At 62.8% G+C, this 23,399-nt stretch carries 17 protein-coding genes and 1 pseudogene; 12 read left to right on the forward strand and 6 right to left on the reverse strand.

All coding sequences use genetic code 11. From position 1 onward, the window contains the following. The first annotated feature begins 192 nt into the window (after positions 1–192). On the forward strand, positions 193–759 hold the full coding sequence (locus BST12_RS24910; protein ID WP_083115924.1) for an MPT63 family protein: 567 nt from the start codon (positions 193–195) through the stop codon (positions 757–759). A gap of 109 nt (positions 760–868) precedes the next feature. Here the strand turns inward: BST12_RS24910 and BST12_RS24915 are convergent, their stop codons facing one another. Next, a complete protein-coding gene (locus tag BST12_RS24915) occupies positions 869–1,717 on the reverse strand; it encodes an LLM class F420-dependent oxidoreductase (RefSeq protein ID WP_083115911.1) in 849 nt (282 codons plus the stop codon). A gap of 57 nt (positions 1,718–1,774) precedes the next feature. Between BST12_RS24915 and BST12_RS24920 the strand changes: the two genes are divergently transcribed. Further along, positions 1,775–2,311, forward strand: coding sequence for a TetR family transcriptional regulator (locus BST12_RS24920; RefSeq protein WP_083115912.1), 537 nt, complete (start codon positions 1,775–1,777; stop codon positions 2,309–2,311). After that, positions 2,308–3,558 (forward strand): cytochrome P450, encoded by a 1,251-nt coding sequence (locus BST12_RS24925; protein ID WP_083115913.1) that lies wholly within the window; start codon positions 2,308–2,310, stop codon positions 3,556–3,558. Before BST12_RS24920 ends, BST12_RS24925 begins: the two co-directional genes overlap by 4 nt. 7 nt (positions 3,559–3,565) lie before the next feature. Here the strand turns inward: BST12_RS24925 and BST12_RS24930 are convergent, their stop codons facing one another. Both BST12_RS24930 and BST12_RS24935 read right to left on the reverse strand, forming a co-directional pair. Further along, positions 3,566–5,173: a Na+/H+ antiporter gene (locus tag BST12_RS24930; protein WP_083115914.1), complete on the reverse strand. Its 1,608-nt coding sequence runs from the start codon at positions 5,171–5,173 to the stop codon at positions 3,566–3,568. A 48-nt stretch (positions 5,174–5,221) separates the two neighbouring features. Further along, on the reverse strand, positions 5,222–6,298 hold the full coding sequence (locus BST12_RS24935) for a DUF5685 family protein (protein ID WP_083115915.1): 1,077 nt from the start codon (positions 6,296–6,298) through the stop codon (positions 5,222–5,224). 120 nt (positions 6,299–6,418) lie between these two features. On the opposite strand from BST12_RS24935, the gene BST12_RS24940 reads away from it, so the two are divergent. The 5 genes and pseudogenes from BST12_RS24940 to BST12_RS24960 all read left to right on the forward strand — a co-directional run bounded on the left by BST12_RS24940 (position 6,419) and on the right by BST12_RS24960 (position 9,767). Beyond that, a complete protein-coding gene (locus BST12_RS24940) occupies positions 6,419–6,856 on the forward strand; it encodes a protease inhibitor I42 family protein (RefSeq protein ID WP_139801909.1) in 438 nt (145 codons plus the stop codon). Next, the gene (locus tag BST12_RS24945; protein WP_083115916.1) at positions 6,856–7,176 is read left to right on the forward strand and encodes a hypothetical protein; all 321 of its coding nucleotides are present in this window, start codon (positions 6,856–6,858) and stop codon (positions 7,174–7,176) included. The genes BST12_RS24940 and BST12_RS24945 overlap by 1 nt, the downstream gene beginning before the upstream one ends. 26 nt (positions 7,177–7,202) lie before the next feature. Continuing rightward, entirely contained in the window at positions 7,203–7,898 is a 696-nt protein-coding gene (locus BST12_RS24950) for a mycothiol-dependent nitroreductase Rv2466c family protein (RefSeq protein ID WP_083115917.1), read from the forward strand. A gap of 213 nt (positions 7,899–8,111) precedes the next feature. Beyond that, positions 8,112–8,462: pseudogene (locus BST12_RS24955) on the forward strand (serine/threonine protein kinase); the annotation flags it as partial. A 144-nt stretch (positions 8,463–8,606) separates the two neighbouring features. Next, positions 8,607–9,767, forward strand: a complete 1,161-nt coding sequence (locus tag BST12_RS24960; protein ID WP_245850567.1) for a serine/threonine-protein kinase — start codon at positions 8,607–8,609, stop codon at positions 9,765–9,767. Between the two features lie 3 nt (positions 9,768–9,770). Here BST12_RS24960 and BST12_RS24965 read toward each other — a convergent pair whose 3' ends face one another. Next, positions 9,771–11,153, reverse strand: a complete 1,383-nt coding sequence (locus BST12_RS24965) for an FAD-binding oxidoreductase (RefSeq protein WP_083115918.1) — start codon at positions 11,151–11,153, stop codon at positions 9,771–9,773. Positions 11,154–11,267: 114 nt separating this feature from the next. On the opposite strand from BST12_RS24965, the gene BST12_RS24970 reads away from it, so the two are divergent. Then, entirely contained in the window at positions 11,268–11,636 is a 369-nt protein-coding gene (locus tag BST12_RS24970) for a SpoIIAA family protein (RefSeq protein WP_083115919.1), read from the forward strand. Positions 11,637–11,719: 83 nt separating this feature from the next. Next, the gene (locus tag BST12_RS24975; RefSeq protein WP_083115920.1) at positions 11,720–13,108 is read left to right on the forward strand and encodes a WS/DGAT/MGAT family O-acyltransferase; all 1,389 of its coding nucleotides are present in this window, start codon (positions 11,720–11,722) and stop codon (positions 13,106–13,108) included. Between the two features lie 17 nt (positions 13,109–13,125). Here the strand turns inward: BST12_RS24975 and BST12_RS24980 are convergent, their stop codons facing one another. Continuing rightward, entirely contained in the window at positions 13,126–14,526 is a 1,401-nt protein-coding gene (locus tag BST12_RS24980; RefSeq protein ID WP_245850569.1) for a wax ester/triacylglycerol synthase family O-acyltransferase, read from the reverse strand. A 588-nt stretch (positions 14,527–15,114) separates the two neighbouring features. On the opposite strand from BST12_RS24980, the gene BST12_RS24985 reads away from it, so the two are divergent. Then, on the forward strand, positions 15,115–18,474 hold the full coding sequence (locus tag BST12_RS24985) for a hypothetical protein (RefSeq protein ID WP_245850571.1): 3,360 nt from the start codon (positions 15,115–15,117) through the stop codon (positions 18,472–18,474). Continuing rightward, positions 18,471–23,120 carry a DEAD/DEAH box helicase gene (locus BST12_RS24990; protein ID WP_083115923.1) on the forward strand — a complete coding sequence of 1,550 codons (4,650 nt, stop codon included), beginning with the start codon at positions 18,471–18,473 and terminating at the stop codon, positions 23,118–23,120. Before BST12_RS24985 ends, BST12_RS24990 begins: the two co-directional genes overlap by 4 nt. 63 nt (positions 23,121–23,183) lie before the next feature. On the opposite strand, the gene BST12_RS24995 is transcribed toward BST12_RS24990, so the two are convergent. Continuing rightward, the coding region (locus tag BST12_RS24995) for a hypothetical protein (protein ID WP_139801910.1) at positions 23,184–23,399 on the reverse strand (216 nt) is incomplete at its 5' end.

The raw sequence follows: 23,399 nt of genomic DNA on the forward strand, positions 1-23,399 counted from the left end.
ACGCCGGTCCATCAACTCAGGGCCCGACTCGTACACCACTCTCGTGGACACAACCTAGCTACGCCGACAAGGGCATTTTGCGAAGGCATCACGTTTGAGGTTGCCGTGGCATGGCTATGCGCACTTTATTGCGGTTTGGCCCGTGCATTGGGTGACCGCTCGAACAGCACGGAAAAACAAAAGGAGCGCATCGTGAAGTTCACAGCGACCAGTGTCAAGACGGCCATCGGCGCCGCGGGAATAGCGGCGGCTAGCCTTTTTGCCGCAGTACCCGCTTCAGCCGCACCGCCCAACATCCAGGGATTCGGCGAAACCGAACAGCTGATCGACGGGCCGATGATCACCTCTTACACGGTGAGCAATCTGCAGCAGAGCACTGTGACGATTCCCGGCTACACCCCTAAAGGAACGCTCTACCAGGCAGACATCGTCGCTAGGTCGGACGCTGGCACTGTCACCCCGTTGGTGCGTAACTTCAGCGCGCGTGGCCCCAACGGCCAGATGTACAAGCTGATCGACAATGTTCAGGTCCCGAACGGCCTTAACCCGGCACCTATCCCGCAGGGCAACGAGTCGCGGGGCACGCTGTACTTCGACGTGACGGGAGCGCCGCCGAACGGCGTCGTCTACAACGACGGATTCCAGGACATTCTGATCTGGACGTCGAACGTTCCGGGCGCGGCGGGTCCCGGTGAGGTGCCGAACTCAAGTCCGGCTCCGGCTCCCGGTGGACTTCCCGCCCCGGCACCGAACTCGTAATCCCGGTTGCGTTGCACATCTCCCCGCGCCACATCCCGTGGCGTGGGGAGATCTGCGTCGTCGGGGTCAGCGGGAGCGGTGAGGCTGAAAATGCCTGCCTTGACCCGCATTACGTCAGCTCCGCAAGTGCCTGCAGATTATCCAAATAGTGCTCAAGTGAATTGTGCCGGAAATAGGCGCTGACGATGGTGGCGCCATGGGCCGCGGTCTGGCCGACGAGATCGCGGGCCTGCTCCGGTTCGTTGATCGGATCCAGCGGCGCCGGCGGTCCCAGAATGACCTCAAATCCGGGCTTGAGTTCGAAGCGGGCCAACCACTCTCGCGCTTGCGCCAAACTCACCGCAAACGGCGCCCATCCGTCGGCAAGGGTTACCGCGCGGCGCAGCGAGCGCAAGGTGCGCCCACCGACCCAGATAGGCACGCGCTCCTGTACCGCACACGGATCGACGACCAGGTCGCTGAACGAATAGAACTCGCCGTGGTACACGGGCTCGGAAACCGACAGCGCGGCGCGCAGCGCCCGCAGCGCGTCGTCCCCCCGAACCCCGCGGTGCTCGAAGTCGGCGCCGATGAGATCGAATTCTTCCTTGAGCGACCCCACGCCTACCCCGAGGATGAGCCGGCCGTTGCTTACGGTGTCCAGGGTTCCGTAGCGCTTGGCGATCTCCAGTGGATGGTGATAGCCCAGCACCAACACGTTGGTGGCCAACCGGATTCGCTGCGTGCGCGCGGCCAGGTACCCGAAAGTGGCCAGCGGATCCCAATAGCGGGTCCCGCGCTGGCCCCCCTCGGCGGCCGGCAGCGCAATGTGCTCGCTGCAGGTCAAGTGGTGATAGCCGAGCCGGTCGGCGGCTTCAGCGATCTGGGCGAGCTGCTCGATCGACGCGGTTTTCTCCCAGTCGGCGCTGGCCCACGGGAACATGGTCACCACGGGCGTGGCTAGCGACAGCTTGGTCATCGCGGTAGATTCTAACAGTGCTCGAATTAAATCGAACAACGCTCGAATGAAGCCAGGATGAGGCCGGAGGTGCGCCGCCGCTACGGCGAACTCGACCGCGATCAGGTGGTGTCCTCGCTGCACACCCTGGCCCGCCGGGTCGGCGTACAGCAGGTGACGATGCGCGAGCTCGCCGCCGAACTCGGCGCCGCCGTGCCGTCGGTCTACTACCACGTACCCGGCAAACAAGCGGCTCTGGACCTGCTCGCCGAGTCGGTACTGGCCGGCATCCCGGTTCCCGAAGCCGGCCCCTGGGACGTGCGGCTGATCGAGCTGTACTGCGCCGCCCGTGAGGTGATGCTCGGCGTTCCCGGCATTGCGCACGTCTTGCAAACCCGTGGCGGCGGCGAATGCGCCCGGCGGCTGGACCGGCTCAGCCGCTCATTGCTCGCCGAAGCCGATCTGACCAAACCCGTTGTCAACGCCGCACATACGGTGCTCTACACCTACCTGCTGGGATCGGTCGGCCTGGAAGAGTCACGCGGTGGCAAACGTCAAGCCGCGAGATTTCGGGCCGGACTCGACGTGATCATCGCAGGGATCAAGGCTTCATGAACGTGCCGATGCTGGGTGCCATCACCGTCGAAAGCCAGGACACCCCGGCCGATCGCGACGCCGCGACGGTGCTCAACCCCGACACCTATACCGTCGGCGCGCCATTCGAGGCTCTGGCCCGGTTGCGAGCCGACTCGCCGGTGCATCCCGTACAGCTCACCGGACTGCCCAGGGTATGGCTGCTCACCCGCCACGCCGATGTGCGATTGGTCAGCCGCGACACCGAAACCTTCACCAGCGGCAAGGGAAACACCTTGGTCGAGGCGGAGGCGGGGCCCAACTCGGCGATGTTGCCCGGCATCGATCCGCCGCGTCACATCCACTTCCGCAAGCTCATCAACCAGGGTTTCACCGTGCGCAACGTGCAGCGACTGGAACCGAAGATTCGCCAAGTCGCCCGCGACATCGTCGCCGATATCCGAGAAAAGGGCGAATTCGACGCTGTGACAGACATTTCCGCGGAGCTGTCGCTGCAAGTGATCGCCGACGTGCTGGGCGTGCCCGCCGAGGACCGCATGGAGGTTTTCCGGTGGAGCAACGCCATCGGCACCCTGGGCATCGAAGACCCCGACTACGCGCCCACACCCCAGGCCCTCGGGCAGGCCGCCGCCGAAATGTTCAGCTACTGCAACGAGCTGGTCGAGCACCGGCGCAAGCATGGGCTCACCGACGACATCCTCTCGGCATTGCTCATCGCGGAAGTCGACGGTGAAAAACTCAACCGCGACCAGCTCAACGAGTTCTTCCTATTGCTGGCCATCGCCGGAAACGAGACCACCCGAAACACGCTGAGCCACGGCGTTTTAGCGTTATCGCAGCACCCGCAACAGCAAGCCCTGCTGGCAACGGATCCCCAAGCGGTCAAGCCCGCCGTCGAAGAGCTCTTGCGATGGGCCACACCGGTAATGCACTTCCGCCGCACGGTAACCCGCGGCGTCGAGATCCGCGGCCGCCACATCCCCAACGGGGATTGGGTGCTGATGCACTATCTTTCGGCCAACCGGGACGAAGACGTGTTCGATAGAGCCGACGAGTTCGACGTGACACGACCCGATGCGGGTCACGCCGCGTTCGGCGGCGGGGGAGTGCACTTCTGCCTGGGTGCACAGCTGGCCCGGCTAGAGCTCAAAGTGATGCTGGAGGAACTATATCCAAACGTGCCCGGCCTGAAGGTAATTGGATCACCCGACCGGCTGCGGTCCTCGTTTTTTCACGGCATCAAACGCCTGCCGTGCAGCACGGGCTAACCAGCCGCTAACCACCTTCGTAAGCCTCGGTTTCAGCCGGATCGAGCAGCTGCACTTCCTCGAAATCCATCTCGCGTTGCAACTCGCGCAACACGATGTCGTCGATCAGGTTCTGGTTGCGCAAGGTCGTGACGACGTTGCGCTGGTGCTGGAGCACACCCAGCCGTACCCGCCGCAGCAGGTCGTTGCGTTCGGCCAGATCGTTTGTGGCAGAGTCGGCGTCATTCTCGTGGACCAGAGCCGCGCGTTCTTCGTATTCCTTGGTCAGCCGCTTGAGTACTTCCGGGCCCACCTCGAGCTCGCCGGCGACTTCGGGCAAGACCTCGAGAGCGGCTTCGGCGCTGCGGGTTCGGGCCAGGTGCAATTCGTCGGCCCGGGCGACGTCTTCGGGCATCCTCGCCCAGCGCACGACGGCCGGCAGGGTGCTGCCCTGCACCAGCACGGTGACCAGAATGACCACTGACACCACGAAGATGATCAGATTGCGGTCAGGGAATGGCGCGCCGCTGCGCGTGGTCAATGGGACGGCCAGCGCCGCGGCCAGCGATACCGCGCCCCGGAATCCGGCCCAACCGGTCACGCAGCGCTGACGGAAGGTGGCGGGACGGCCGGGCTTTTTGAAACACCAGTCCACGAACCGCCCCAGCACGGTGGTGAGTTCCACCCAGATGGCCCGGGTCGCGATGACGACACCGGTGACGGCCAGGGCGAGGATCGTGGCGCGGCGCAGGCCGCCGTCGGCGTCCGAAATGTGTTGCAGCGCACCGGGAAGCTGGACTCCGACGAACACCCACAGCGAGCCGTTGATCAGGAATGTCGAAATGTCCCAGAATGCGTAGGACTCGAGCCGGGAACGGGCGCGGATCACCTTCGGCCCGACGTAGGTGAGCACCAGAGCCGACACCAGGACTGCGACCACACCGCTGCAATGCATGGTTTCGGCGAGCAGGAACGCCGCGAACGGCGTCACCAGGCTCAGTGCGCCTTCCTCCAGCGGCGCGTCGAGCTGGCGGCGAATCAGGGTCACGAGCGCGCCGACAGCCAGCCCGGCGGCGATGCCGCCGAGATAGGACAGGATGAACCGGCCGGTCAGGTCTGCCGGGCCGACCGCAGCGCCGCCAACCGCCACCGACACCGTCACCCCGAACAGCACCAGCGCGGTGCCGTCGTTGATGAGGCTCTCCCCGCGTAACACGGTGAGCGAACGGCGGGGCAACTTCTTGGCCAGACCGGCCACGGCGGCCGCGTCGGTGGGCGAGAGCACGGCACCGAGGACCGCGGCGGCGTGCGACTCCATGCCGAGCGACCGCGCGGTCCAGGACACCGCTACCGCGGTGGCGATCACCAGGCCGATGCTGAACATCACGATGACGCGCATGTTCCAGCGGATCTCGCGGAAGCTGGTGTTCAGGCTTTCCCAGTAGAGGATGGCCGGCAGGAACAGCAGCAGCACGATTTCGCCGTCGATTTCCACGTGGCCGAACCGGGGGATCAGACCCAGCAGCGCGCCCAGGAAGATCAGCAGGACCGGGGGACCAACGCGATAGCGCCGGCCCAGGATCGTGCCCACGACCACGGTGGCGACCAGCGCAACGATTACGACTAGCCCAAACACTCGACCATCCTGCCGTACGCGGAGTTCGGCACGCGGTTGTGGTCACGGCTACGAGCAGTCGCAGCAGTCGCCGCAGTCACAGCAATCACCGTCGCAGCAGCTGTCGCAGCAGCAGTCGCACTCGCAGTCACAGCAGCAGGCGTCGGTGCAGGTGTTCCAGCATCCCTGTTTGCGTTGCGGCTCGGCTGGGATCTCGCCGGGAGCGCCGGGGTAGGCGCCCATTGCCGGGGTGCCGAAGTTGATGCCTTCCTGCTGCCCGTGCGGCGTTCCTTCGCGGGCAGTGAAAGTGCGCGCAACCGCACGGCGCACCTCACGCGTCAGCAGCCGGTGGGGCAGACGGCCGTCGGTGAAGTCCACGTCGTCCAGTGCCAGTTCGATGCCCAGCACCGCGTCGTCGCACAGTGCACGAACTTCGTCGATGGGAGTTTCGGTGGCGGCCAACGGATTCCACTTACCGTGGGCCACATCGTCGTGGTAGTCCTCGACCGCGTCGAGAAGGTGCGCCACCCGCCCGAACAGTTGCCCCACCTCGCGCAGCGGTGCCTCATTGGCCGGGCGGCCGGCCAACACGGCGGTGTGTGCGAACGCCGCGGCGACGGCCGTCTCGGTCGGCTCGGTGATCGCCAGCAGCGAAGTGCCCGGGCCCGCACTGGATTCGAGTGCGCTCTGACGGTCCATCGCCGCCACCAGCACGCCGGTGTCGAACCCCAGGCTGTGGCCGGTTTCGGTGCCCTGGCGCACCCAACGCTCGGCGACGCGCCGGGCCGCGGGCCGCACCCCGGCCGCACCGACCAGGCCGTCGCGGTCGTCGACGTGATCGCGCACCCGCGCTGCCGCAAGGGCCAACGACACCACGGCGGCCAGTCGCACGCACTCACCGGTTGCCACGTCGGCGCGTTTCATCCCGCGCAACGGGCACGGCCCAGCCGTCCGTCGACCGGGCTGTGCCTGCGACTGCGCCTCGACCAGCAGCGAGACCACCAGCCCGTCGTAATTCGTGGCGATGCGCGCGGTTTGCCCGTAGTCGTCGCGCAGTGCCAGGCACAGGCCGCACAATTGCGCTCGCCAGGCCGCGGTCAGTTCGCCGCCAAGCCGGTGCCGGCAGGGCCGGATGATGCCAAACACGCCTAGAAGCTACCGGACAGCTGCGCAGAAATGTTGCTGGTCGGGGGAAAGTCGCGACGCGTCGGCCGCAGCGCGTGTTCCCCTCCAATCTCCTTGGCGGACGTGGAATATTAGATCCCCGTGAAGACCAGGCTCATCGTTGCCGTCGCCATGTTCACCGCACTGGTCGGGGTGGGGGTGATCGGTTGCTCCAGCAAAGGCCACGCGGCGGACAAAACCATCGAAGTGTCGATGGACGATGTGTTGAATCAGCGTTCCATCAACAGAGACGTCACGCTGTCGGTCGGCGACACGCTCAAGGTGTCGTTGGGGTCCAATCACAGCACCCCGTACCGCTGGACGGCTGACCCGAAGATCGGGGATCCGGCGATCCTCAAGCAGTACAGCCATGAATACCAGCACGAACACACCGACCGGGTGGGATCACCCGGCAATGAGGTGTGGACGTTCAACGTGCTGAAGACCGGGACGACAACGATCTCTGCGGACTACGCCAGCATCGTGGGCAGCGATCCCACGCCGACGTGCACGTTCACCGCGAACGTCACGGTCAAGTAGTGGGACTGCGCTGGCCGACATTTAGCAACATCCCCGCTCAGTTGCGCGAGCAACTCGACGCCGAGGGCTTCATATTCATCGCCGACAAAGTCGGTGTGACCAAACGCTTCAGCGGTCATGTGCCAGGCGTCTATTCGGCCGCCGGGGTTTCCCGCTACCGCGGCGCGTTCGCCTTCACCGGCCGCCCGCATCGTCTGAACTACAAACGCAAGGTTCCCGACGAGGTGCTGACCAGGCTGCCCACCACGAAGCTCGCCCTCCCGGTCGACCCGGTCTTCGTCTGCCGTGCCGCCGGGGTGCGCCCCAAGTCGGCTTCCTAACCGCTGAGCGGGAGCACAATAACCTGATGAGCACCACCGTGGACTTTCACTTCGACCCGATGTGCCCGTTCGCCTATCAAACGTCGCTGTGGATCAGGGACGTGCGCGAGCAGTTGCGCATCACGATCAATTGGCGCTTCTTCAGCCTGGAGGAGATCAATCGCGTCGAGGGCAAGAAACACCCGTGGGAGCGAGACTGGTCGTACGGCTGGTCCCTGATGCGCATCGGCGCGCTGCTGCGCCGCACGGATATGGCGTTGCTCGACCGGTGGTATGCCGCGATCGGTCGCGAACTGCACACCTTGGGCGGCAAGCCCCACGATCCCGAGGTGGCACGCCGCCTGCTGGGCGATATCGGTGTCGATGGCGCGATTCTTGATGCGGCACTTGCGGATTCGACTACTCATGACGAGGTGCGCACCGAGCATCAGCGCGTCGTGGATGCGGCCGGCTTCGGCGTGCCGACGCTGTTTCTGGACGGGCAGTGCCTGTTTGGGCCGGTGCTGGTGGATCCGCCGACGGGGCCCGCCGCCGTGAAACTATGGGATGTCGTCACGGGTATGGCCGCGTTGCCGCACGTCTACGAGCTGCAGCGGCCCAAGACCCCGGCGGACGCCGAGCTCATTGGCCGCAGTCTGCGGCCGTATCTCGATGGACGCGATTGGGTGAGTATCAACCGCGGTGAGGTAGTCGATGTGGAACGGTTGACCAGCGGGCGCTAGACCATCGCGGTTGGTGCGATCTCCGGCGGCGAAGATCTCTTCGATGCGGCCGCGTTAGAGACCCTGCGGAGAGGTTTTCCTCGGCGGGTGAGCTGGCCGCGGCGGCCCGCGCGGCGGCCTCATCAGGGGCGCGGCCGTCACCGACTGACACTCGCCCGTTGGAAATCGTGCACCAGAACCCGGATGACACCGGTTACGGCCCGTACCCTGACTATGATGCCGTCGCTGTCGCGTCCCGTGCAGGGCGCCGATGGACTCGGATTCGTCGGGCATTCGGCACGTTGCGACCCGGGAAATCCGCCGGCGGCAGTGATGCGAACCGCCCAGTCGCTCGCGGTGGTGTGTCAGGCCAGGCCCGGCAGCTTTTATTACCGGGGCGAGCGGCTGCGCGACGGCGCCAACATCGAACTCGCCAACGCCGTGCGCGACTCGGGTGGGTTCGATGTGACCAACCCGGCAAACGGCGTCCGCTATCAGGTGCGGCCCGAGCGGCTGACCATAATGAGCAACGGTCACGTCGACTCCGCCGAGCCGGTGTTGCAATACGCCTCGGCCGGTTCTTAGTCAACAACCGGGGCTTTTTACGTTTCGGTTTACAGAAGTTGGATAACCGATGTGGCAAAGCACGGCCCAATCAGCTTCCGAGAGGCGGCGATCCACACGACCATTCAAGACACTCAGAGTCGGCGCGAGCCGTGCACTGACAGAGTGCCGACGTCGTCGGGATCCGTTCTGGGCAACGGTCGCTACGAACTGGGCGGGGTGTTGGGCCGGGGTGCGATGGCCGAGGTACGGGACGGGTGGGACCTGCGGTTGGGGCGCCCGGTGGCGATCAAGCTGCTCTATCCGGTAGGTGGTGCCAGGGCCGATAGCCGGCTGCGGTTCGAAACCGAGGCGCATGCGGCTGCGCAGCTGACCGGCCCGCATGTCGTGGTTGTGCACGACGTCGGCGAGCACGAAGGGCTCCCGTTCATCGTGATGGAGCGATTGCCCGGGGTGACGCTGGCTGATCACATCGCTCGAGGACCGCTCCCCGCGCCGTTCGTGCAGTGCATCCTCGACGGAATATTGAGCGCCCTTGCCGAGGCGCACAGCATCGGCATACTCCACCGCGACGTCAAGCCGGCCAACATTTTGTTCACCGCCAACGGCGAACCGAAATTGGCCGATTTCGGCATCGCCAAGACATCCGGCGCCGCATATACCAAGGTTGGCGAAATCATCGGCAGCATGGCCTATTTGAGTCCGGACCGGTTGGCGTCAAAACCGGCGAATGAGGCCGACGACCTGTATGCCGTCGGCGTGGTCGGCTATGAGGCACTGACCGGGATGCGGCCGTTCCCGCAGGAAGAGCTGGGCGCGCTGGCGCGGGCGATCTTGAACGAGACACCGCCGCCGGTTGCCAAGCTGCGTCCGGACCTGCCGCCGAGTCTTGCGGCCGCCATCGAGCGCGCGATGGCGCGCGATCCAAAACAGCGGTTCGCTCACGCCAATGCGATGCGCTGCACGCTTTCCGGACCTGATGATCGGCCAATTCCCTTCTCTTCCAACGGTACTCGAATCATGGAAGTGCCGTTGCCGCCCGTGCAGACCTACACGCCGGCCGCCGCGGAACTTGAGTCGGCTGAAGGGCCACGGCGCAAACTCTGGGCGGCGGCAATCCTTGCCGCATTGATATTGGCGATCATTCTGCTCGTGGTGGACTCGTCGTCCCCGGGGCCGCCGACACCCGTGACCACCACCACGCCGATGCCACCACCGACGAGCGCCGTCGTCGAAACGACGCCCTTACCCAGCAGCTCCCCGGAGCCCCCGGCTCCAGCACCTGCACCGAATCATCCGGGCAAGAAACACAAAGGCGGACACTGAGTTTCAGTCGGGAGCGGCGAAGACAACATCGGGATTGAGGATCCCGGCGGGATCGAAGCTCTGCTTGATGCGGCGCATCAGCGCAACCTTGGCCGGGTCTTCCAGTTCCACGAAGTAAGGGGTCTTGGCGCGCCCGAGGCCGTGCTCACCGGAGATCGCTCCGCCCAATTCCATTGCCAGCGCGAAGATGTCGGTCATCAGCTGCTTCTTCTTGTCCGGGTCTTTGCAGATGATGGCCAGGTGCACATTGCCGTCGCCGGCGTGGCCGCAGCCGGCCGCGGCACCACCGGCCGCCGATGCCAAACCGCGGGCGGCGGCAATGAACTTCGGCATCGCCGCTCGCGGCACGACGGTGTCGATGAGGTCGTCGGCGCCGATGGCCTTGAGCGTCCAGAACGCCTTCTCGCGCGCCTCGATCAGCTTGCGCGCCGAGCCGCCTTCGAGCACATAGGCGTCGACGGCGCCCAGCTCGGCGAGCAATTCGCCGGTGGTCTCCACATCCTCTTCGAGCCGGCTTGCGGTGCGGTTCTCAAGTGCCACAACGAGATACGCCTGGCAGCTGTCGCGGATCTGGTCTGGGATTCCCAGTTCGAGGTTCTGGGTGTGGATGAGTGCGGCCATCGTCATGTTGTCGATGTACTCGAGGATGTAGGGCACCAGCCCGGCGGCCAGCACCTTGGGCACCGCCGCCATGACCTGGTCGAAGTCGGCGAACGGGGCGAGCACGGTGGCGCTGTGGGCCAGGCGCGGATGCAACTTGACGATCACCTCGGTGGCCAGGGCCAGGGTGCCTTCGGAGCCGACGATGAGCTGGGTCAGGTCGTAGCCGGTGGATACCTTGGCGATCTTGCCGCCGGTCCGGATGATCTCGCCGGTTGGTAGCACGGCCTGCAGTCCAAGCACGTTGTGTCGGGCGACGCCGTATTTGACCGCGCGCATGCCGCCGGCGTTGGTTCCGACGTTGCCGCCGACGCTGGAGGACAGCTCGCCCGGGTGGACCATGTAGCTCAGCCCGGCATCGAGGGTCGCGTGGTCCAGTTCGGTCAACGTCACTCCGGGCTGCACGACGGCCACTTGGTTGGTGGTGTCGACCTCCAGGACTCGGTTCATCCGCTCGAAGGAGATCAGCAGCCCGTCTTTGCGCGGCCGGGCGCCGCCGGACAGGCCGCTGCCGGATCCGCGGGCGGTGACGGGCACCTTGTAGTCGGTGGCCACCTTGAGTAGTTCGGCCACTTCTTCGGCGCTCTGCGGTTTGGCGACGTAGGCGGGTTGCTGTGGCTCGTGCGTGAGTTCTTCATCGTGTGAATAGTCTTCGGGGATGGCGTCGCCGGTCAGCAGGTTGGCATTGCCGACGATGTCTGCGAACCGCGCCGCAATGTCGCTCATGAAAACCTCACCTTTCGACCGTGCCGCTCAGCGGTTCACTGTAGCTAGCTGGCCGAAGCGCGTGCCGCGCGCGTAAATTGCGGACCGTGCTCTTCGAGGAGAAAGGGGAACTCGATGATCGAAATGCTGTCCGACATGCCGCAGGGTGTGACCGGCATCCGCGTCTCTGGCCGGTTGCTCGGTGACGACCTGCGCGGGGTCAAGCCGGCGATGGAGGAGGCGCTGAAAACCGGCGAGGTCAGGATTGTCGAGGTCATCGCTTCCGACTACGAGGGCTTCGGCCCCGGCGGGTTGGTCGAAGACCTCAAGCTGGGGTTCGGCGCGCTGTTTGCGCATCATTCGGCCTTCAAGCGGATCGCGGTTGTGACCGATAAGGAGTGGGTCACCCACACGCTGCATGCGCTGGCGTGGATGGTTCCCGGCGAGATCGCTTTGTTCAAACTCGACGAGCTCGAACGGGCCAAGGAGTGGGCCGCGGGCTGACGGCGTGGCACAAACCGTTTGGCCCTCGAGGATATGACTTCCGACTCTGCCTGCCGGGTGCGCTTAGCGCGCACTGTTGCGGAATGGAGCACTTGACGCCGCTCGACGCGACTTTTCTCGAGGTCGAAGATGCTGATCCGCATGTGAGCCTGGCGATCGGCGGGGTGTCGATCATGGAGGGGCCCGCGCCCAGCTACCAGGAATTCGTCGCGTCGTTCGCCGATCGTGCGTCGTCGATTCCGCGGTGCCGGCAGATGTTGCGGACTCATCCGCTCGATCTCGGCTCACCCGAATGGGTCGAGGATCCGCACTTCGATATCTCCCGGCACCTGCACCGCCTCGCCCTACCGCATCCGGGCGGGGACGCCGAACTGTTCGAAATGGTGGCGACCGTGATGGAGCGCCGGCTGGACCGGGAACGCCCGCTGTGGGATTGCTTCTTCATCGAGGGGTTGACTGATGACCGGTGGGCGGTGCTGACCAAGCTGCATCACTGCATTGCCGATGGCATCGCGACCACTCAGATGTTGGCGAAGTTCAGCGACGACGACGGGGGCGGCAGCTACGCGACAGACATTCGCGCCGCGCAGCAGCGCCGGTTTGGGCTGCCGATCAAGTTCAGCCTGAACCCGGTGAGCGTGGTTAGCGGGTTGGTGCGCAGTGCTTTTGGCGTAGCCGTCGCCGCCGAGCACGCCGCCCTGGGTGCAGCCGAGTTGACGGCCAGTCTGTTGAACCCGGCGCCGGAATCGTCATTGCACGGCCCTGTCACCACGTTGCGCCGCTATCATGCGGCGCGGGTGCGGCTGGCCGACCTCAATGAGGTTGCGAAGGCCTTCGATGTGACGCTCAATGACGTTGCGCTGGCGGCGATTACCGATAGCTACCGACGCGTTCTGCTCAACCGCGGCGAACAGCCCGGGCACAGTTCGCTGCGCACCCTGGTTCCGGTTTCGGTGCGCGGCACCAATCACTTCAACAAGACCGACAATCGAGTCTCGGCGATGCTGCCGTTACTGCCCGTGGATGAGCCGGACCCGGTGAAGCAGCTGCGGCTGGTGCACAGCCGGCTGGTCACGGCCAAAGGCAGCGGTCAGCGCCAAGGCGGCAGTGCGTTGGCTGCAGCCGCCAAAAGTGTCCCATTTGCCTTCTCGGCGTGGGGAGTTCGCTTGCTGAGTCGTCTGCCGCAGAAGGCGGTGGTCGCCGTGGCGACCAACGTTCCCGGTCCGCGACGACAACAGCACTTGATGGGCCGCCGGGTGCTGGAGATGCTGCCCATCCCGCCGATCGCGCTGCAGTTGCGCACCGGGGTTGCCATGGTCAGCTATGCCGACAGCTTCGTCTTCGGCATCACGGCTGACTACGAAACCGCGCCCGACATTCAGGCGCTCGCTACCGGAATCGAACAAGGGGTGGCGCGGCTGGTGGGCGCGAGCCGGGCACGGCGCGGTTCTAAGGGCCGGTCGGCCGGATAACTCTCGTTCGTTCAGTTTCAGGAAGACGCGCGGGCCGGCGTCCGCATTTCCGCCGCTACTTTCAGCTCCTCGTAGGCCTCCAGGGTCAGCTGGGCTAGCAACGTCGGGTCGTCGATCGCGGCGGCGTTTGCGACGAAGCCGAAATCCATGTCGTCATGGTAGGACGCCAGCGTGGCGTTGAGCCCGATCGAGGCGGCGAGTGCCGAGACCGGATAGATGCCAAGCAGGCGGGCGCCGTTGAGGTATCGCGTCTCCTGGGCGCCCGCCACGTTGGAGATGACCAGGTTGCACGCTGGATGCGTGATGCGGTCCAGGTGTGTGGAGGCGCCCAGGCCCGCGAGCGCGACGAGGCCGACGGCGTACGTCAATGCCGCTTCCTTGGACATGCCGCCGAGCTCTTTCTTGGCGGTGGCGACCGAGTCGACCACCTGGCGGATTCGCTCGGGCATGCTGGCACGGGGCTCGCCGAGCCGCACGAACATCGCCGTCACCCGGGTGCCGATCGTCGTGTCGTCTTCGGCGCGCAGCGACACCGGACACATCGCGATGAACGGGTGGGCGAACTCGCGGTCGGTGGCGCGCAGGTATGCGTGCAGGCCGCCGTCGATGACGGCAGCCGCCACGTCGTTGAGGGTGGCCCCGAAGTGGTGGCCGACCTCGCGCATCTCCGCCAGCGGGAGGGAAAGGGTTGCGAATCGGCGCCCGATCTCTAACGGGACGTTGGTTGGCGCGTGCTGTGCGACGAATGGCAGGCTGCCTTCGAGATGGGATCCGAGTAGGCCGGTGAGGACCTTGCGCAGCGCGCCTAGTGCGATCTGGTTCAGTGCGCTGAACTGCGTCAACGTCCCGCGGATCGAGTCGGCGACCTTTTCCATGAGTGGCGTGTGCGGGTGCGGTTCGGGTGTTGGCAGGCCGAGTGCGAAGGCGGGTTTGGGAATGCCAGGGAGGTCAGTGGTGCTCAGGCCGGCGTAGAGCCGCTTGAGGCCCGACTCGCCGTCGATGATCGAGTGATGGGTCTTGGTGTAGATCGCGAACATGTCGTCCGGAAGGCCGTCGATGACCCAGCAGCGAAAGAGTGGCCGGTGCCGATCCAGTTGCGCCTCATGCAGATCGGCGACCAGGCGCAGCAGGTCGTCGTAGTTGGCATTTGCCGGAAGCGACAGGTGCCCGACGTGGTAGCGCGGGTCCCAGCTGGCCACCTCCCGGAAGTGGGGCGCACCGCGGACCAGAAGTTGCGGCACATAGTTGAACGGCGGCTCGGGCGTGCAGTCTCGGTAGGTCTGCACGATCTCGGCGACGGGCTCCTGGCCTTTAGGCTTCTTGAACAGCAGCATCGCGCCGACATGGGTGGTACCGGCCGGCGACTCGATCAACAGCCATGAAAGGTCAAGTGGCGGAATTGGTTTGGTCTTTGTCACGGTAGTGCTCCCATCCGGCGTCTCGATCGCTGTCCTGGGCAGGGCGCTCGCAGACTTTCTCGGTCGATCGTGTCTGGGGGAGGGCTGTTGCGGCCAGGGCATAAGGGCACTGGTGGGGTAGTCGTTGGTCCCTCGGGGGGTGGGGTGCTGCTGCCGTACGGGCAGCTGCGTCGGCCCAGAAGAGGCTCTTGTTGGCTGGTCGCATGAAGTCAACAGGGCCCGCTGAAACCATTGCCTAGGCGCAACTTATGATTCGTGGGTTGCGGGTTCGGGCCCCGGCTTCCAGTAATCGGCAAACTTCGGGAGCTATTGGCTGATCAGTGAAGTCGATACTCTGCGCGGGGCACGCGGTCATCTGGAGCTCGCGTGAGAAGTATTCGAATGTATCTGCCATGGCGAATCATCATCGCCTCGCCTACCAGGGCGAGTGCGTACGGTTCTTCGCGAAAGTTCTGAAGATTGCGTCAGCAGCGATACAGCGCAATCGGGGATTGCGTTCAGCAATGCCTGGTTGTCGTAGGCCTGCCCTAAAGTCTCTCGAAGATCGCAGTTGAAGGTAGGACCACAGTCATGTCTCTAACAGATTGGATGAGCGACAGGGATTTCGAATGGCGAACACGGCTGAAGCCCGTGAATCTCGTCATCGAAACCGACTTCACGGCAGACGAGGTCAGGACTGCTCAGAGCAAGTATGGTGCGGTTGCGGCGCACTTAGTCAGACAAGGTTGGACGCACAAGAAAATCATTCGCCACTACCCTGCGTTGACGCTGATGATCCTGGTCGGGCATGCAGCGCTTGCCTACGACCACGGTGCGTATTGGGAAAGCTTCTGGGATGAGCTCGGCATGTCGCGCGATGCCGACTTCGAGAATGAAATCCGAAGAAGCGTCGTCCCATTGCTCGAAAAATTCTCCCTCGCGAGATTCCCCGACATCGAGCGGGAGAGCGCACGAAAATACGTGATGATGGTTGCGTTGCACGCCGGAATACCCGTGCACTGTCTAGGTGACTTACTCGCATTGATCAACGATCACATCACCCAGGGCCGCCCTGCCAAGGGCGCCGCGGTAATGGAGTGGCTGGAAGAGCCAGGTAAGGAGCATCGTGCGCAATCGCTAGACATGCCCGTCCAGAACTTTCTCCAAAATGGGGCAGAGTTCGCCGTGGACATTCTTGACCGGATCATCGAGTTCGTCGAAGCGACAACCGATAACCCAACATTGTTCGACGCCGATCTGGATGCATCAACGACTGGACTGCCAACCGTGCTGCTTGACGAGCTGACCGCGAGGTTGCGAGAAAATCCAGTGAGGCATGCGCACAAGCGACGTGCCACGAACACCTCAAGTAGCCCGGCGATCACATACAACGTCGATGATGACGAGATCGTCCTAACGCTTCCAGCGCCCGCCGCTGGTACAGCGATGCCATGGCGAGTGTCATTCGACGGCGACGTCCGGGAAGTCCAGACTGCTCGCAAATGGGGCGGGGATGCGCAGTTGTCAGTGGCGAGAGTGGTAGTGCCTGGGCCGGTTCGTGAAACGGTGATTTCTCAGGCAGATGGCTCGTGCGGTTCAGCGATTCCTCTCGTCTTGAAGTCTGATCCGCTACTCACATTCGATACGGCTGGTCGGTGGATTCCAAGACGCGACGGTTTGAAGGATTGCGTGTGGGCGGTTTTTCCGAGTGACCATCAGCTGGTCGACGGCCACACGCTGAATCCTGTCCAATGTCGAGATGCCGGCCGCCCTGCCGGATGGCAGGGCTGGAGCAGTGCATTCGTCGAACTGACTGATGTGAACGCATTGCAACTATGCCTAAACGGTGCGGCGGTTGGTACTCGGCGATTGGTACGAAAGGACGCCCGGCCTAGCTTCCAACTCGGGCCCACCGTGGCCGGTGTCCTCTCGATTGATGGTCGTTCGGTGCACGGCCGGCGGCCACGGGTAAAGCTTCCACCATCACCGACCGAACCCGCTCCGCGCTGGAATGTTCGAGTTCGACGGCTCGGCGACAGCAAATGGACAACGGACGAATCGCGGACCGGGGAAGCGGTTGAGACTTGCATTGATCCGTTCGATGACACCCAGGAGCCCCAGCTAGGGCTATTCGAGATTGTGGTTACCGGTCCCATTGGCGCGGATGCTCGCTGTGTCGTGTTCATCGCAGAGGGGGTTGAGCCGAGTTTCGACACGATAATTCGCGTGCCTGTGCCAGGAGGGCTCACCAAATGCGTTGGAAACCTTGAGTCCACCGGTGTTGAGCCATCTCCAAGCGGCCCGATTAACTTCAGTCCCCGAGATCTGCAGCTCGAAGTCCAGCTAAACGGTGTCGAGTCTTCGGTGGCCCTGCTGCTCAAACCTCCTCATGTCGAAATCCGCAGCGGTGAAGTCGGAACTCCTGCAGCGTGGCGAATGACTGCGGACGCATGTGACCCAGAGGATTTCACTCGCGCCCGATTTGTGGCGATTCGCGCGCCGGGCATCAAAACCGTTGATTTCCGATACATTTCAGCAGCGGGCGACCTTCTGCAAATCGACCGGAACCCGCGACGACGCCTGGGGGACGTGTTCGAAACGCGGACCCAGCAGTTCGCCGACACTGTTCGTCGACATCCCAGGGGACGAATCGTTGCAACCTTATATACGGATCTGGGACACGTCGAAGTCACCGTGCTCTTGGCCCAGCCACGTCGGCTTGCTTCCGATGTATGTCTATGCGACGGCGCGCTGGAATTCAAAGATGCTGCACCCGTTGATGATTTGGCCGTGTATGTCTGGAGCGGCACCGCGCCCTGGCGTGGCCCAGAAACGCTGCCCGTTGTTCACGGATCGTCCGTACTTCCTCGCCATCTTGTCGATGCCGGCGAGCTGAAATGTCAGCTTTTTGTTGATGATCCGTGGGTTTTGATCGATCCGCCACCGGTGCCGGGAGACGAAGCATTTCGTGTCGAGCAACTGGGCTGGCGCGAAGACGGTGCCAGCGCCCAAGTGAAGCTATCTCGCTACCTCGTTGGGCTGCGGAGCGCGCCTATCGAGATAGGGGCGATTCCGGAAGTATGGGCAGCTTTGGCAAAACTTCATCGTGACGGCAACGCGGAGCGGTTCGCTGGACTGATTGCGCTTCTGGCCGACGACCCAAGAAAGGCTCTTGAGTGCCTGGGCGACAGCATAATTCCTGCTGGCGATAAGATGGCCATGCTTATACGCAGTGAGCTCGTCAACCACAGCTATTCGGCCGAAGAGACCTTTAACAAGCTGCACTCACACCCTTGGTTCGGCTGCATGGTCGAACTTGCCGATCTGCCTTCGCTTTACCAGCGCCGCCATGAGGTGTGTGCAGAGCGTGCTGAGACGCTCGCGTACTTGCGCGACAGAGGGGGAGACGCGTTGATGCAGTTGCTCAAGCGAGGTCAGTCCGCCGGCATCCACGATGGTTCCTTCGACGTCGGCGTCTTCGCAACTAGTAGCGTGCCCGGTAATCAGGTCGAATCGAAGCTACGAGAAATCCAAATGGTCCCCCGTGCCCAGCTGCATCCAGATACCCTGCGTGCCGCTGTCTACGAGGCATTCGGCCGGCGAACTGAATGGGCGGACTGCGGGTGGTCTCCGAACTTCGCCAAGCAGACTTCGTACGTCGTAAGCCCGATTAAGCGAGTGTCGATGCTCGCGTACGAGAACATCGCGATGCGCGTCGATCGAGTCAAGGAGATCGATGTCTCAAAGCACCCATGGATGCTGATGTCCGTTCAGTCACTAACTCTGGCATTGCTCGCGAGACTCGAAGCCCACGGGCGTCTAGGCGGTCAGTATCTAAATTCCGGGTTGCTTGGTGACTGGTCCGTGATGGCACAGATGTGCCCAACCATGGTCGCCAATGATTTGCTGATCTCTGAGGCTCTTGTGTTGCACGACTGTCGTGGTGATCTCACCGGAGTGGACCAATGATTGATCGACTCGACCCCCTCGAAACCTCAAAGCAGATCGAGGGCAGCTACAAGCGCTACCTTAAGACGCTGCTGGCGCCGCGGAATGAGCGGCTTGCTGCTGCATTCGATGCCGAGATCGATGCGACCAACCTGCTGACCCGAGGCCCGATTCTGGAAATGACACCGCCGTATGAGACCGGAGCCACGTGCCGGCAACTTATTGAGCAGGGCGTGCTTCACCCAGATTTTCTCCGGGTTGGCGCCCCGTCCTTCTCAGTCGACCAGCGGTTGTATGTACACCAGGAGTCCGCGATCCGAAAATTTGTTGCCGGACGAAACCTGGTGATAAGCACAGGAACTGGGTCGGGTAAGACCGAAAGCTTCTTAATACCGATTATCAATGCATTACTCCAAGAGCGGGCGCGCGGAACACTTGGTCCCGGGGTCCGAGCATTGCTGCTTTACCCGATGAATGCCTTGGCTAACGACCAGCTCAAGCGGCTCCGCTCTGTTCTTGCCGGACTGCCGGAGATTACGTTTGGTCGCTACACGGGCGAGACCCTCAAGGACGTACGCGCCGCTGAAAGTGAATTCCAGCAAAGTAACGTCGCGGAGCGCCGTTTGCCCAATGAATTACTGAGCCGGGAAGAGATGCGGAGCAGACCGCCGCATTTGCTGCTGACCAACTACGCGATGTTGGAGTATCTGCTTCTCCGGCCCGCCGACATCGATCTCTTCGACGGGCCCCACGCCGGGACGTGGCGGTTCATCGTGATGGATGAAGCGCATGTGTACGACGGCGCCCAAGGTTCAGAGGTCGCACTGTTGATGCGCCGCTTAAAGCAGCGCGTCGCACCGCGATCAACGCTCCAGTGCGTTGCTACTTCCGCTTCGCTCACGGGTTCGGCCGGTAGCGACCCTCGTCGTGAAGCAATGGGGTTCGCCACCGACCTGTTTGACGCTAAGTTTGAGTACGTCGAAGGTGATTTTGCGAGGCAGGACCTCATCGAGCCGGTTCGCAAAAGGCATCTACCGGAATCGAATTGGCGTCTAACTGATGACCAGTTGTTGGCACTACGAACCGGCACGATCGACCGTACTGAAGTAGCTCCATCAGATGTCGGCCTCGCAATAGCTCTCACGAGCGAGCAGTCCTTGATCGAGCTCAAGGATGCGCTGGCCAGCGGGCCCGTTGACGTCCGGGAGTTGCAAGATCGGCTGTGGCCTGACGACGAGCGCTCAAGCGAAAAGCTTGACGCGCTGGTCGATCTGGGGAGCGGCGTTCGGGACGATGCTGGGCATCCAGTCCTTTCGGCTCGGTATCATCTATTTGTCCGCGCGACCGAGGGCGCGTTCGTCGCTTTCAACGACGACGGACCTCGGATCTTCTTGTCCCGCCACGAGGTCGACCCCGATACCGGGCGTGCGGTGTTTGAGTTTGGGACTTGTACGCGGTGCGGAGCTGTCCACTTGGCGGGACAACTGGATGATCAAAAAAAGTACTTCTTTCCTGCCAAAAAGGCTGACGCTTCAGTCAATTGGCTCGTTCTTGCCGACGCGGAAGGCGACGTAGTCGTCGACGAAGATGAGGTGACTCTGGCCGAGGACGATGTGAAGGTGGGCGGGGTGGGCCCGACGACCAGGCTGCTATGCACCGGTTGTGGTCTGCTAGCGAATACCGGAGCCGCAGTTTGTCCTGGGTCAAATTGCGATGGAGCGCAAATGCTTCTAGTGCGGGAGCATCCGCGCCCGAAACGGATAATGACGCGTTGCACCGAATGCGGAACGCAATCTCGGCAGGGCGTCCGGCGTCTCCGAACCGACGTGAACGCCGCACCTGCTGTCGTCACCACGGCCCTCTACCAACAGCTTCCTGAAGCCGTGGATGACGCTGCCGACCAGGTGGGTGGTGGACGTAAGCTGCTGATGTTTTCTGATTCACGCCAGGCGGCAGCATTCGCGGCGCCCTACCTTGATCACACATACGCCCGGATGCTGGAACGTCGTTACATTACGCAAGCACTTCGCGATCCTGCTGCAGCGGAGGGTGACCTGACCTTTCGCGACTTGGCGATCCTGACCAGAGAGAAGGCCCAAGCCGCCGGACACTTTGCTCACAGTTTGGGAAACATTGAAATCACGCAAGCGGTGAACCAATGGGTCTCCGGTGAACTGATGACTCTTGAGACGCGCCAATCGCTTGAGGGCCTTGGGATTATGCGGGTCGCGCTACGTCAGGATACGCCAGTGTCAATGCGCGGATTTACTTCAGTCGGCCTAAGCGAGGACGAGGGGTGGATGCTGCTCAACGAGCTGGTCAAGACCGTGCGCTTACAAGGCGCTATCACGGTCCTCGACCGCGTCGACGTCAAGAACGAACGATTTGCGCCGCGCAACTCTCGGGTGAGAATGCGTTCGACGGGCTCCGATCGGGCGAAGCAGATCATCAGTTGGCACCCAAGCGGCTCCGGCACCACGAATGCTCGGATAACGTTTCTGCGTAAGGTTCTTGATGCGCTATCCAACGACACGCCTGCTGAACGCGTTCTCAAAGGCTGCTGGGACCTGCTTGAACGAGCTGGATTTCTGGCATCCGAGCCCGACCGGGCCTTGGGCGGACATGTTTTCCAACTGGATCAGACTCGCCTCTGTGTCTCCAATGGCGCGGATTGCCAGTGGTACCAATGTGATACGTGCCGGCTATTGACAGCGTTCTCAATTCGAGGACTGTGTCCAAATGGTCGATGCACAGGAATGCTCAAGCCCTTCGAATTGCCACTTCCAGAGAAGGATCCCAACCACTACCGCGTTGTGTACCAGACTATGAACACCGCTCCGCTAAGTGCCCGCGAGCACACCGCGCAATGGGATGCCAAGGCAGCGGCTGCAATTCAGCGTGACTTCGTCAGCGGAAAAGTCAACGTCCTTTCGTGCTCAACTACGTTCGAGCTAGGTGTAGATGTTGGTGATCTCCAGTCTGTCGTCATGCGAAATATGCCACCGAAGACAGCTAACTATGTGCAGCGGGCGGGTCGCGCCGGCCGCCGCGCGGAATCCGCGGCCCTGGTTGTCACTTACGCCAACCGATCCGCGCACGACCTTGCGCAATACCAGGACCCAACCTCAATGATCGCTGGTCGTATGCGTATTCCCTGGGTACCGGTCGAGAACGCACGTATCGCCCGCCGCCATGCACATTCGATCGCGTTAGCAGCATATTTCCGACATTGCTCCGAAGCGCGCGAAGAGAAGTGGAAGACCGCGGGGCAGTTCTTCTCGCCGGCGCCGGATAGCGGGCCTTCACCGGCGCGCCGCGTAAGCGACTTCCTAACGCCAGTCCCGGAATCCGTATTGGTGGCGTTGCATACGGCTCTTCCGCATACTGTTCAAGCGGAGATTGGCATTGCCGACGGTACCTGGGTCGAAGAGCTTGCCCGACTGCTCGACTCAGCGGAAAGTGAACTAATCGAAGATGTCAACGACATCGAAGAACGCATCACAGAAGCAGTACGGGAACGCCAGTTCAGCCTGAGCAAGCGGCTGGATGATACCAAACGAACCATCACCGGGCGGGAACTGCTCGGGTATCTAGCCAATCGAAACATCCTGCCCAAGTATGGTTTTCCCGTCGATACGGTCGAGCTCAGTACGCTCAATGCGGCAGATCCAGTAGGACGGCAACTCGAGCTCGCGCGAGATCTTAGTCTGGCGATCTATGACTATGCGCCGGGAAATGAGGTGGTGGCCGGAGGTAAAGTCTGGACGTCTGCAGGCTTGAAAAAGCGTCCTGGCAAGGGGTTGGTACATCATCAATACCGAATATGCCAGCAGTGCGAGCGATTCCAGCGCGGCAGCAATCTTAACCCTACCGATGTGTGTCCCAGCTGCGGGGACCCGTTCAAGTCAACGGGAACCCTAGTCATCCCCGAATTCGGTTTTATCGCGGCCAACGACAACCGTGACGTCGGCAGCGCACCACCCGAACGCCTCTGGCACGGGGGCAGTTACGTCGAGACTCCGGGTGACGAGGTTGGCTTGTATCCGTGGCACGGCCGCGACGGGATGAAAGTGACAGCGCGCGCGGGTGTGCGTGCGTGGCTCGCGGTGATCTCAGAAGGCACCGGTGACGGATTCCAAATGTGCGAGTCGTGTGGGTGGGCTCGTGCTACCGAACGAGGCAGCCGCCGCCGGAAACATCAGAAGCCTGATACGAACAAGGATTGCGACGGCCCGCTCGAGAAGGTTTCGCTAGGCCATCGATACCAGTCTGACGTAGCGGAGTTCACGTTCGACGGAGTCTCGTACCACCACGACCAGGATGCAACCTGGTTGTCATCGCTGTACGCAATCCTTGAAGGTGCCTCCTACGCGCTTGAGATTAGTCGCGACGACATTGACGGCGCGTTGTCGTGGAGCTCGGATCATCGTCGTAGTGTCGTTCTCTTCGACACTGTTCCAGGAGGTGCTGGTGCGGCGAAGAAGATCGCCGAAAACATTGGTGCCGTATTGGAGGCCGCGGTCAAACGGGTGATGAGCTGCGACTGCGGTGAAGAGACATCATGCTACGGATGTCTTCGTTCTTATCGCAATGGGCGCTTCCATGACAAACTTTCGCGACGCGCGGCGCTGCGGTTGCTGGGTGGGATCGCGGCTAGCACTGCCTAGTGATCCGTCTGACAGATATTGCCTCGTACCTCGACGGGGTTCCACGTCCCCGCGAGGGCGATATCAAGGTGCGAAACCGAACTGCTCAAGGCGCCGCCGCGCAATGTCAATCTCGGTGTCGGTGAATAGATCTGAGAAGGCCGGCTCGACAACAAGGGCTTCAACGGTGAGGTCAAGTCGCCCGCGCTCCCAGAGTGCGGCGAAACCATCGGAGATCGCTGGGGTGTCAACGGCCAAGTAAAAGTATCCGCTGGTGGCCAGACAAAAGTATCCGCCCCG

Origin of the sequence: Mycobacterium angelicum (genome assembly GCF_002086155.1) — a bacterium.
GTDB classification, from domain to species: Bacteria; Actinomycetota; Actinomycetes; order Mycobacteriales; family Mycobacteriaceae; genus Mycobacterium; species Mycobacterium angelicum.

Bases quoted from the DNA above. Each gene is read 5' to 3' on its own strand.
- BST12_RS24915 (WP_083115911.1), bottom strand. From the start codon at position 1,717: ATGACCAAGCTGTCGCTAGCCACGCCCGTGGTGACCATGTTCCCGTGG.
- BST12_RS24920 (WP_083115912.1), top strand. From the start codon at position 1,775: ATGAGGCCGGAGGTGCGCCGCCGCTACGGCGAACTCGACCGCGATCAG.
- BST12_RS24925 (WP_083115913.1), top strand. From the start codon at position 2,308: ATGAACGTGCCGATGCTGGGTGCCATCACCGTCGAAAGCCAGGACACC.
- BST12_RS24950 (WP_083115917.1), top strand. From the start codon at position 7,203: ATGAGCACCACCGTGGACTTTCACTTCGACCCGATGTGCCCGTTCGCC.
- BST12_RS24965 (WP_083115918.1), bottom strand. From the start codon at position 11,153: ATGAGCGACATTGCGGCGCGGTTCGCAGACATCGTCGGCAATGCCAAC.
- BST12_RS24970 (WP_083115919.1), top strand. From the start codon at position 11,268: ATGATCGAAATGCTGTCCGACATGCCGCAGGGTGTGACCGGCATCCGC.
- BST12_RS24975 (WP_083115920.1), top strand. From the start codon at position 11,720: ATGGAGCACTTGACGCCGCTCGACGCGACTTTTCTCGAGGTCGAAGAT.
- BST12_RS24985 (WP_245850571.1), top strand. From the start codon at position 15,115: ATGAGCGACAGGGATTTCGAATGGCGAACACGGCTGAAGCCCGTGAAT.
- BST12_RS24990 (WP_083115923.1), top strand. From the start codon at position 18,471: ATGATTGATCGACTCGACCCCCTCGAAACCTCAAAGCAGATCGAGGGC.